Origin of the sequence: Enterobacter cloacae complex sp. IR5412, from assembly GCF_049237385.1 — a bacterium.
GTDB classification, from domain to species: domain Bacteria; phylum Pseudomonadota; class Gammaproteobacteria; order Enterobacterales; family Enterobacteriaceae; genus Enterobacter; species Enterobacter intestinihominis.
In genome coordinates this window covers 68989-79974 of record NZ_JBMKHQ010000010.1, presented here as the reverse complement: position 1 = coordinate 79974, position 10986 = coordinate 68989, and the positions used below count along the sequence as shown (strand labels likewise).

General features: G+C 56.8%; 11 protein-coding genes. 5 read left to right on the top strand and 6 right to left on the bottom strand.

From position 1 onward, the window contains the following. Positions 1–146 precede the first annotated feature (146 nt). Positions 147–1379 carry an MFS transporter gene (locus ACOTX2_RS17455; protein ID WP_022647557.1) on the bottom strand — a complete coding sequence of 411 codons (1233 nt, stop codon included), beginning with the start codon at positions 1377–1379 and terminating at the stop codon, positions 147–149. A 167-nt stretch (positions 1380–1546) separates the two neighbouring features. On the opposite strand from ACOTX2_RS17455, the gene ACOTX2_RS17450 reads away from it, so the two are divergent. From ACOTX2_RS17450 to deoR, 3 genes are all read left to right on the top strand, one after another. Beyond that, positions 1547–2275, top strand: a complete 729-nt coding sequence (locus ACOTX2_RS17450; RefSeq protein ID WP_063148417.1) for a phosphatase PAP2 family protein — start codon at positions 1547–1549, stop codon at positions 2273–2275. Between the two features lie 7 nt (positions 2276–2282). Next, the gene (ybjG, locus tag ACOTX2_RS17445) at positions 2283–2891 is read left to right on the top strand and encodes an undecaprenyl-diphosphate phosphatase (protein WP_045308522.1); all 609 of its coding nucleotides are present in this window, start codon (positions 2283–2285) and stop codon (positions 2889–2891) included. Positions 2892–2958: 67 nt separating this feature from the next. Beyond that, a complete protein-coding gene (gene deoR, locus ACOTX2_RS17440; protein WP_022647554.1) occupies positions 2959–3717 on the top strand; it encodes a DNA-binding transcriptional repressor DeoR in 759 nt (252 codons plus the stop codon). A gap of 85 nt (positions 3718–3802) precedes the next feature. On the opposite strand, the gene dacC is transcribed toward deoR, so the two are convergent. Next, complete coding sequence (gene dacC / locus ACOTX2_RS17435) at positions 3803–5008, bottom strand: serine-type D-Ala-D-Ala carboxypeptidase (protein WP_023299674.1); 1206 nt, start codon at positions 5006–5008, stop codon at positions 3803–3805. A 243-nt stretch (positions 5009–5251) separates the two neighbouring features. On the opposite strand from dacC, the gene ACOTX2_RS17430 reads away from it, so the two are divergent. Next, positions 5252–5878 (top strand): glutathione S-transferase family protein, encoded by a 627-nt coding sequence (locus tag ACOTX2_RS17430; RefSeq protein ID WP_022647552.1) that lies wholly within the window; start codon positions 5252–5254, stop codon positions 5876–5878. Here the strand turns inward: ACOTX2_RS17430 and ACOTX2_RS17425 are convergent, their stop codons facing one another. Both ACOTX2_RS17425 and bssR read right to left on the bottom strand, forming a co-directional pair. After that, positions 5879–6997 carry a PQQ-dependent sugar dehydrogenase gene (locus ACOTX2_RS17425; RefSeq protein WP_063148416.1) on the bottom strand — a complete coding sequence of 373 codons (1119 nt, stop codon included), beginning with the start codon at positions 6995–6997 and terminating at the stop codon, positions 5879–5881. Positions 6998–7103: 106 nt separating this feature from the next. Next, positions 7104–7487 carry a biofilm formation regulator BssR gene (bssR, locus tag ACOTX2_RS17420; protein WP_022647550.1) on the bottom strand — a complete coding sequence of 128 codons (384 nt, stop codon included), beginning with the start codon at positions 7485–7487 and terminating at the stop codon, positions 7104–7106. Positions 7488–7704: 217 nt separating this feature from the next. On the opposite strand from bssR, the gene rimO reads away from it, so the two are divergent. Continuing rightward, on the top strand, positions 7705–9030 hold the full coding sequence (gene rimO, locus ACOTX2_RS17415) for a 30S ribosomal protein S12 methylthiotransferase RimO (RefSeq protein WP_063148415.1): 1326 nt from the start codon (positions 7705–7707) through the stop codon (positions 9028–9030). 119 nt (positions 9031–9149) lie between these two features. Here rimO and gsiD read toward each other — a convergent pair whose 3' ends face one another. Together gsiD and gsiC are read right to left on the bottom strand one after the other, a co-directional pair. Then, positions 9150–10061 (bottom strand): glutathione ABC transporter permease GsiD, encoded by a 912-nt coding sequence (gene gsiD, locus ACOTX2_RS17410; RefSeq protein ID WP_023299670.1) that lies wholly within the window; start codon positions 10059–10061, stop codon positions 9150–9152. A 1-nt stretch (position 10062) separates the two neighbouring features. Beyond that, a complete protein-coding gene (gene gsiC / locus ACOTX2_RS17405) occupies positions 10063–10983 on the bottom strand; it encodes a glutathione ABC transporter permease GsiC (protein ID WP_006809475.1) in 921 nt (306 codons plus the stop codon). Positions 10984–10986: the final 3 nt, after the last annotated feature.

Here is a 10986-nt window from a genome sequence, read left to right as displayed (position 1 = left end):
TTTACAGCCGGACCGAGGCATCGCTGAAAGCCCTCAGTTATTCTGAGGCAACGTTATCGCTTTTGCTTTCAAATTACTGGGGATCCCTCAGCCCACAGGGAGAGGGAACTGTCCTGAGCTCGCCCAGGGGGGAGAGGGAATAAGGATTACGGTTGCAGTGCGCTTCCGACGCGTTTGTCCTTCAGGAACACCACCATCAGCCCTACCCACAGCACACCGTTTGCGAGGTTGAACAGGCTGAACAGCCCGTTACCGCCGAAAGCATAGGCATGTTTGCTCACCTCAATACCGACAGTGAAAATCAGCATTTGCAGCATCCCCATCGCGGCAGACACCGTGCCTTTACTCATTTCACTGGCGAACAGCGTCAGGCGCACCAGGCCAGCATTCGCCACGCCGATACCAAACGCGTAAACACTCAGCCCCGCCGTCATCCACAGGTACGCATGAGACGAGGCTACGGTCGCCACCGCCGCGATAATCAGCCCTGCCGCTATGGGCCAGCCGCCCAAAATAATCAGCGAACGCACGGTACGGCGCGACGTCAGACGCGCCAGCACCAGGTTACCGATAATCAGCGCGCCAAAAATCGGCACCTGTAACAGGCCATACTCATAGCTGCTAAGCTGTTCGCCGCTGATGATAATGACCGGCGACTGGGCAATCCACGCCAGCAGCGGCAGGCTGACAAAGCCCGTCGCCAATGCGCCCGCGACAAAACGGCCATTTTTCAGCACCGCCTTATAATCCCGCCCCAGCTCTTTAAGCGAGAGCTTTTCGCCCAGGCGGGTGGCGGTTTCCGGCATCGCACGGTGCAGGCCAAAGAAAGAGATAGCCGCAAGCGCGGCAAAGAGGACGAACATCCCCTCCCACGGCGCGACGTGAACCCATGCGGCTCCCACCAGCGGCCCAAGAAGCGGTGCAATCAGCGCCACGTTTGCCATAAGCGCGGTAATTTTGATACACACCGCCTCCTCAAACGACTCCTGAATAGCGGCATAGCCCACGGCGCCAATAAAGCACAGGCTCACGCCCTGAAGGAAACGCAGCAGCGTGAACTGCTCAATACTCTGCGCCAGCAGCGTGGCGAGACAGGTGACGATAAACCACACTACGCCCGTCAGCATCACCGGACGGCGGCCAATACGATCCGACAGCGGCCCTAACAGCCACTGTAAAAACATGCCGCCCGCCAGATAGGCGGTCATGGATGTCGGCACCCACTCAATACCTGCGTTGTACTGCTCAACCACAGCCAGCATGCCGGGCTGGATCATGTCGTTGCCGATGTAGGTAGAGAATTCGTAAAGCACCAGACACAGAGGAAAAAGTAACGCCTGACGACCCAGACGATTACCGGAAGAAGAACGGTTTATCATGCAATCTCTTTAGTATGAAAAAATCGCGATGAGTGTAATGAATTGCCGCTGTCTGAGATAGCAAATTAACGTGAAAAAACAGAAATAACGCACTTATCGTTGTTGTTTAAGGTTTCCTTAAGTTGCCCTCCCTATGATAGTGCTATTTCACGTTATTGACCGAAACTATGACACACGCCGTCAGCCCTTCAGAATTATCTAAGTTACCGACAAATAAGACAAAACGTCTTTACCGTTTGCCTGCCCGCTTTTATGGTTATCAACTTTTCGTGCTTATTGCCCTTGCGGTGCTTTTTACCTGGCTTTCGCGCGATGAATCGCTTGACCGATGGATAACCGGTTTCTGGTATGACGCAGCGGCGCATCATTTTCCGCTACAGCAAAACCCGCTGCTGGATCTGCTGAACCATCGGCTGGCGAAATATGTGACCATTGTTATCGCTGCCGCATCGCTGATTTACGGCGCTTACAAACGCAATGCCCGACTGGTAACGGCCGCGCTTCTGATGGGGCTGGGTGCGCTGGCAGTAGGGGTGCTGAAAAGCATAAGCCACCACAGCTGTCCGTGGGATCTGGTGGAATATGGCGGCAGGTCCGTTTCGTATCCCCTGTTCAGCGCCGTTCCGGCAGACAGCGGACCGGGACGCTGCTTTCCCGGCGGCCACGCCTCCAGCGGGTTTATGGTGATGGGGCTGTTTTTTGCCTTCTGGCGTGAACGTCCGCGCCTGGCATGGTCCTTTGTCGCGTCAGGCGTTGTTATGGGGCTGGTGATGGGCTTCGGGCAGGTCATGCGCGGCGCGCATTTTTTCTCTCACAACCTGTGGGCCGGGTGGTGGGTCTGGTTTTCCCAGGTGCTGGTTTACGGGCTGGTTTCCGCCCGGTTTGCTAAAGAGTAACGAGATTATGTTAGAAAATCTGAACTACGAACTGTTTTACCTGCTCAACGCCACACCGTCGTCACCGGAATGGATGATCGATCTCGCCACCTTCATTGCGAAAGATCTGATTAGCATTGTACCGGCGCTGGCGGTGATCCTCTGGTTATGGGGACCTCGTACACAGGTCACCGCCCAGCGCCATCTGGTGATCAAAATGGCGATGGCAATTGGCGTGAGCGTGCTGGCAAGCTACGTGCTGGGTCACGCCTTCCCGCACGATCGTCCGTTTGTCGATCGCGTCGGCTACAACTTCCTGCACCATGCGCCGGATGACTCGTTCCCGAGCGATCACGGCACGGTGATCTTCACCTTTGCGCTGGCCTTCCTGTTCTGGCATCGCCTGTGGTCCGGCGTAGTGCTGATGGGCGTGGCAGTCGCCATCGCCTGGTCCCGCGTCTACCTGGGAGTGCACTGGCCGCTGGATATGGTCGGCGGTTTCCTGGTGGGGCTGATGGGCTGCGTCAGCGCAGCCATCCTGTGGAGCCTCTTTGGCCCGGCGCTTTATCGTGCATTATCACAGGCCTATCGCGTTCTGTTTGCCCTTCCGATCCGCAAAGGCTGGATACGTGACTAACCCCGGTCCGTCAGGTTACACTTGAGCCCCCGCCCTGCGGGGGCTCACTTTTTTAGCCCGAGGATCTATGGAAACACGTCGCGATGACCGCATTGCTCAGCTGCTTCAGGCGCTGAAGCGCAGCGATAAGCTGCATCTTAAGGAAGCCGCTTCCCTGCTTGGCGTGTCTGAAATGACCATTCGTCGCGATCTGAACAGCGACAGCGCCCCCGTTGTGCTGCTTGGCGGGTATATTGTTCTGGAGCCGCGTAGCGCCAGCCATTATCTGTTAAGCGATCAAAAAACACGCCTGGTGGAAGAGAAGCGCAAAGCCGCGCGGCTCGCCGCCTCGCTGGTGCAGCCGCATCAAACGCTGTTTTTTGACTGCGGTACGACAACCCCGTGGATCATCGAGGCCATCGACAGCACCGTTCCCTTTACCGCCGTCTGTTATTCGCTAAATACCTTCCTGGCCTTGCAGGAGAAACCAGCGTGCCGGGTGATTTTGTGTGGCGGCGAATTTCATGCCAGCAACGCCATCTTCAAGCCGCTGAATATTCAGGACACGCTGAGCAATGTATGCCCTGATATCGCCTTTTACTCTGCGGCGGGCGTGAATGTGAAACAGGGGGCAACCTGTTTTAATCTTGAAGAGTTACCGGTGAAACAGTGGGCGCTCAACGCCGCGCAGCAGCATGTGCTGGTGGTTGATCACAGTAAATTTGGCAAGGTCCGTCCGGCAAGGATGGGAGAACTGTCGCGCTTTGACGCCATCGTCAGTGATTGCCGCCCGGATGACGAGCTGGTGGCATACGCGAAAGCGCAGCAGGTGAAGTTGATGTATTGAGGTTATGCCGGGTGGCGCTGCGCTTACCCGGCCTAGTTCGAGCCGTTACAGGCCGGGTAAGGCGAAGCCGCCACCCGGCAAAAACTTAGCTGAACCAGCTGCCAAACCAGCCGTGGAATTTCATTAACACAAAGTCCCACATCCGGCTGAAGAAGCCGCCCTCTTCCACCGCTTCCATTACCACCAGCGGACGCTGCTCAATAGATTTGCCGTTAAGCTGGAAATCTATCGTCCCGACCACCTGACCTTTTTTCAGCGGTGCGGTGAGCTGTGGCTCGGTCAGGGTATAGCTGGCTTTCAGGTTTTTCAGCTGACCGCGTGGAATGGTGACGGAACCCGCTTCACCCGCTCCCAGGTTCACTTCACTTTTATCACCAAACCAGACGCGCTGACTCACGAAGGTAGCGTCCGGCTTAATCGGCGTGACGGTTTCAAAGAAGCGGAAACCCCAGGTCAGCAGTTTTTCGGATTCGTTAAAACGAATACGGTCGGTTTTCGTTCCCAGCACCACTGAGATCAGGCGCATATCGCCCTGCGTCGCAGAAGCCACCAGGTTGTATCCGGCCCCGGCAGTTGTACCGGTTTTCATGCCGTCCACGTTAACGTTACTGCTCCACAGCAGACGGTTACGGTTAGGCTGGCGGATATTGTTGAAGGTAAACTCTTTCTCTTTATGGATAGCGTACTCATCCGGCACGTCATGGATCAGCGCTTTGCCCAGCAGCGCCATATCGCGCGCGGTACTGAACTGACCCGGCGCATCCAGGCCGTGAACAGTTTTAAAAGTGGTATTGGTCAGACCCAGTTTTTTCGCGTAGCCATTCATCAGCCCAATAAATGAGTCCTGACTGCCCGCAACGTAATCGGCCAGCGCAATACAGGCATCATTTCCCGACTGAATAATGACCCCTTTATTCAGATCGGACACGGAGACCTGGTCGCCAGGCTTCAGGAACATCACGGACGAGCCGCGCAGCGCCGGGTTACCAGTCGCCCAGGCATCTTTCCCGACGGTGACCATGTCATTCAGCTTGATCTTGCCCGCTTTCAACGCCTGGCCGACCACATAGCTGGTCATAATTTTCGTCAGGCTCGCCGGGTCGAGTTTCTCGTCGGCGTTACCTTCCGCCAGCACTTTCCCGCTGGCGTAATCCATCAGGATCCAGGCGCGCGCATCAACAGGCGGCGCTTCGGGCGCTGTCTGTTCCGCCGCATGGAGCGTTGGGGCAAAAAGGAAAAGCAGCGCCGAGCCTGCCGCCAGGCTGCGCAGAGAGGAAGTTTTTTGCGTCATAAATGCCACCCGAGTGTCCATTCTAAAAATCACGTCACAATCACCGTGTCGCAAGAAGCGATGAGTAATAGCGCACTACAGCCTTCAAAGAAACCTGTTCCAGGTAAAGTTTTTAAAGTTTATGCAATAACATTCAGATACGCTTTGATTGCGGTGTTTTTTTTAGCATCTGTTGCGTAATTGTTAGGTTTATCTCACCATGGCGAAAAGCTGACTCGGATTCACATCTCATCGGGAGTAAATATGATTACGCTGTGGGGCAGGAACAATTCGACCAACGTGAAAAAAGTGCTCTGGACGCTGGAAGAGCTGGATTTACCGTTCAAGCAGGTTATGGCGGGCCTGGAGTTTGGCGTGAATAAAGACGCGGACTACCTGGCGATGAACCCAAACGGACTGGTGCCGCTACTGCGCGATGACGAGACAGACGCCACGCTGTGGGAGTCTAACACCATCGTGCGATACCTCGCCGCGCAGTACGGCCAGGGTCGGCTGTGGGTAGAAAATCCAGCCCAGCGCGCGCAGGGCGAAAAATGGATGGACTGGGCAAACCAGACGCTTTCCCCAACGCACCGCGTGATCCTGATGGGGCTTATCCGTACGCCGGAAGCCGATCGTGATTATCCCGCCATTCATGCCGCCCAGGACGCGTGCGAGTCGCTGTTTGCGATGATGGACGACGAACTGGCGAAGCATACCTGGTTCTCCGGCGACACGTTCGGCGTGGGCGATATCGCCGTCGCCCCTTTCGTCTGGAACCTCACTAACATGGGTCTCAGCTGGACCCCGCGCCCTCACCTTCAGCGCTGGATCCAGCAGCTCAGCGAGCGCCCGGCGTATCGCAACGTGGTGATGATCCCGGTGACCTGATTACGACCCGGACGGGCTGACTTTCCAAAGCTGCCCGTCCGTCTCGTCGGTCAGCACGTACAGATAACCATCCGGCCCGACGCGCACATCGCGAATTCGATGATCTTTATCCCCAAGAATGCGCCCGTCCTCCGTCACGGTATTGCCCTTCACGCTCAGCACGATGACGTCTTTCTCCTTCAGCGCGCCGATAAACAGCTTGTTTTTCCATTGCGGGAAGACGTCGCTGTTGTAGAACGCCATGCCGCTGACGGCGGGCGACACTTTCCAGACAAACAGCGGTTTTTCAGTGCCCTCAACGTGCTCGCCTTTCGCTTCCGGGATTTTCAGGCCGCTGTAGTTGATCCCGTGCGTCGCCATCGGCCAGCCGTAGTTTTTGCCTTTTTCAGGAATGTTGATCTCATCCCCGCCGCGAGGGCCGTGTTCATTAAGCCACAGCGCGTCGCTCCACGGGTTCATCGCCATCCCCTGCGGGTTGCGAATGCCGTAAGACCAGATTTCAGGCCGTGCACCGGCGGTGTTCACAAACGGGTTATCCGGCGGCACTTTCCCGTCCTCCGTCAGGCGCACCACCTTGCCCTGAAGCTTATCCAGATCCTGCGCCGTCGGGCGCTGGTTGTTTTCACCCAGGCCAATAAAGAGATGGCCTTTGCCGTCGAACACCAGCCGTCCGCCAAAGTGGTTGCCAGTAGAGAGCTTCGGCATCTGTCGGAACACCACCTGGAAGCCCTCAATGCGCGAGAGGTCATCGCTCAACCGCCCGTAGCCCACCGCGGTGCCCGCTTTTCCATCATCACCCGCCTCGGCGAAGCTGAGCCAGATCCGCCGTGATTGTTCAAAATCCGGGGCCAGCACCACGTCCAGCAATCCGCCCTGGCCGCTCGCCCAGACCTTCGGCACGCCGACAATCGGATCGGAGAGCCCTTTCCCTGCCTGCCAGTGCTTAAGCTGCCCGTCTTTTAGCGTGATCAGCAGCCCCTTATTATCAGGCAGAAACGCCAGCGACCAGGGGTGATCCAGTTTTGTCTGTAGCACGTCGACCTTAACCGTCTCGGGCGCCGCAAGCAGCGAAAGCGGGAATAACAGTACAGGGAGGAAAAGCAGCGAGGATCGAGGCATAACGCACTCCTTTATCGGCATATGGCTTAAAGATTAGCCACTGTTCCCGGGTGCGTTAACACTTTTACAAAAGCTTAATCAAAAGGGGGAGTTGCCTCCCCCGGGTTCAGTGTCGGGCAAGCGTTTCCGGCTTGTTCAGACACATGATGCAAAGCGCGAGCGTGGTCAGGCAGTTTTCAAGCTTCTCCGCGTTAACGGCAATAAAATTCGGGCAGTCGTGACGTCCGTTCATCAAACAGACCCCGGCGATGGAAAGCACCTCGGCGGCGCGGCGCAGCGCCACTAATTCGTTTTCAGCGCAGTGCGCTTTCAGGATGGGTGCTTTATCACGCATGAAATTGCAAAGTTCAAAGAAATTATCACGCAGATTTTCGCTTTCGCTGACTGACATATACCCTTTCGCCTTGCGGAGTTGCAAATATGCAGCCAGGTCGATTCGGGCGTTGATCAGCTTGTTAAGCAGATCGCGTTTCAGTCTGTCAACGGACATGCTATTTCCTCCTCTGTCAGCCATGTTACCCTATTAATAATAAGGTCATTTTTTGTACAATGTGATGCCTGAGATCAATAAACGATAACTGATTAACATTCTTTACAATGTTACAACGATTGCCCGCCTCAACTGCGCCATCAAGAGTGTATAAATCCCCCGCGATACGCTGTAAAATCCCGCCCTGATAACTCCATAATTGATGAATTTTTAACCTATGAGCAATGTTACGCCCCCGCCGAAAATCGGCTTTGTCTCCCTGGGCTGCCCGAAGAACCTGGTGGATTCCGAACGCATCCTGACTGAACTTCGCACTGAAGGCTATGACGTGGTGCCAAGCTACGACAACGCCGACATGGTGATCGTCAACACCTGTGGGTTCATCGACAGCGCGGTCCAGGAGTCACTGGAAGCCATTGGTGAAGCCCTGACGGAAAATGGCAAAGTGATTGTCACCGGCTGCCTGGGCGCGAAGGTGGATCAGATCCGCGAAGTGCACCCGAAGGTACTGGAGATCACCGGCCCGCACAGCTACGAGCAGGTGCTGGAACATGTTCATCACTACGTACCAAAGCCAAAGCACAACCCGTTCCTGAGCCTGGTGCCGGAACAGGGCGTGAAGCTGACGCCGCGCCACTATGCTTACCTGAAAATTTCCGAAGGCTGCAACCATCGCTGCACCTTCTGCATCATCCCGTCGATGCGTGGCGATTTGGTGAGCCGTCCGATTGGCGAGGTGCTGGCAGAAGCCAAACGCCTGGCCGACGCGGGCGTGAAGGAGTTACTGGTCATCTCCCAGGACACCTCCGCCTACGGCGTGGACGTCAAACACCGCTCCGGCTTCCATAACGGCGAGCCGGTAAAAACCAGCATGGTTGGCCTGTGCGAGCAGCTTGCTAAGCTCGGGATCTGGACGCGTCTGCACTACGTCTACCCTTACCCGCACGTTGACGACGTGATTCCGCTGATGGCGGAAGGCAAAATCCTGCCGTATCTGGATATCCCGTTACAGCACGCCAGCCCGCGCATTCTGAAGCTGATGAAGCGTCCTGGCTCCGTTGACCGCCAGCTGGCGCGCATCAAGCAGTGGCGCGAGATCTGCCCGGATCTGACCCTGCGCTCCACCTTCATCGTTGGCTTCCCGGGTGAAACCGAAGAAGATTTCCAGATGCTGCTCGACTTCCTGAAAGAAGCGCGTCTGGATCGCGTGGGCTGCTTCAAGTACAGCCCGGTTGAAGGCGCAACGGCCAACGAGCTGGCGGACCAGGTACCGGAAGAGGTCAAAGAGGAACGCTGGAACCGCTTTATGCAGCTGCAACAGCAGATCTCTGCTGAACGCTTGCAGGAGAAAGTGGGCCGCGAAATTCTGGTCATTATCGACGAAGTGGACGAAGAAGGCGCGATTGGCCGCAGCATGGCGGATGCGCCTGAAATCGACGGCGCGGTGTACCTGAACGGGGAAACCAACGTCAAGCCGGGTGATATTATTCGCGTGAAGGTTGAAAACGCCGACGAGTATGATTTGTGGGGCAGCCGGGTTTAATCTTTAACCCCTCACCCCGGCCCTCTCCCCAAAGGGGCGAGGGGGAACAGACCGCACCGAGCAGTCCCCTCTCCCCTCAGGGGAGAGGGTTAGGGTGAGGGGTAAGTTCCTGCAAAAACCTACCCCTTAATCCGCGGATCCAGCGCGTCGCGCAGCCCATCCCCCAGCAGGTTAAACGCCAGCACGGTCAGGAAAATCGCCAGGCTCGGGAAGATCGCCACGTGCGGGGCGATCACCATATCCGCCCGCGCCTCGTTCAGCATCGCGCCCCACTCCGGCGTCGGCGGCTGTGCGCCTAACCCCAGAAACGACAGGCTGGCCGCCGAGATAATCGACACGCCTATGCGCATGGTGAAATAGACCACGATAGACGAGACCGTTCCCGGCAGAATATGGCTGAACAGGATTGTGGCATCGCTGGCTCCCATGCTGCGGGCCGACTCGATAAAGGTCTGCTGCTTCAGCACCAGCGTGTTGCCACGTACCAGGCGCGCGAAAGCGGGAATCGTGAATACCGCCACGGCGATGATGACGTTCGCCATGCCGCTGCCCATCACCGCCACCACGGCAATCGCCAGCAGAATACCGGGAAAGGCAAACAGCACGTCGCAGATACGCATGATGATGCGGTCCCACCAGCCTTCATAGTACCCGGCCACCAGCCCCAGCACGGTGCCAATTGCTGCGCCCATCAGCACAGCAAAGACCCCGGCCGCCAGCGAGATCTGCGCCCCTACCAGCACGCGGCTGAAAATATCGCGCCCGAGCGAGTCCACGCCAAACCAGTGCATCATCGACGGTCCATCGTTCAGCCGGTCGTAATCGAAGTAATTTTCCGCATCAAATGGGGCTATCCAGGGGGCGATAATCGCCACCAGGATCAGCAGTAACACAAACAACCCGGCGACCATAGCGACGGGCTGACGACGGAATCGACGCCAGAACTCAACCCACGGGGTGCGAATATGGTCCGGCCTGATCCCCGGCATAGCGTTTAAAATGGCCTGGCGACGCCAGTTCAGTAATCGCATCTTACTTATACCTGATGGCCGGGTTAATGGCGGCGTACAGCACATCCACCACTAAGTTGATAAGAATAAACTCCAGCGAGAAAAGCAGAACTTCAGCCTGAATAACCGGATAGTCACGCATATCGACCGAGTCGACCAGCAGGCGCCCCAGCCCCGGCCAGTTAAAGACCTTCTCAACCACGATAGAGCCGCCCAGCAGGAAGCCGAACTGTAGCCCCATCATCGTGACCACCGGGATCATCGCATTACGAAAACCATGCTTCAGAATGACCCATTTCTCACTCACCCCTTTTGCCCGCGCGGTGCGAATGTAATCTTCGCTCAGCACGTCGACAAAGGAGGCGCGGGTGAAGCGGGCCATCACTGCCGCAACGGCTGCGCCAAGCGTCATAGAGGGCAGAATGTAGTGCTTCCAGGTGTCGGCCCCGACGGTGGGCAACCAGCCCAGCTCGACGGAGAAAATCTGCATCAGCAGCATACCCAGCGCAAACGCCGGGAAAGAGATACCGGTGACCGCCAGCGCCATACCGAGCTTATCCGGCCAGCGGTTGCGCCAGACGGCGGCGACAATCCCCGCGCCCAGGCCAAACACAACCGCCCAGCTCATACTGGCAATCGTTAACCAGAAGGTAGGCATAAAGCGGCTGGCAATCTCCTCCGACACCGGACGACGCGACACCATCGAGATGCCGAAATCGCCCTGAAGGACATTGCCAATGTAGCGCAGAAATTGCCGATACAGCGGCTGGTCAAGACCGAGCTGTTTACGTACCAGTTCGATAACCGTGGCATCCGCTTCCGGTCCGGCAATCAAACGCGCCGGATCGCCGGGCAGCATGTGGACAAACAAAAACACCAGCACGGCCACAATCAGCAGCGTCGGGATAAGCCCCAGCAGGCGTTTACACACATAATTCAGCATGAG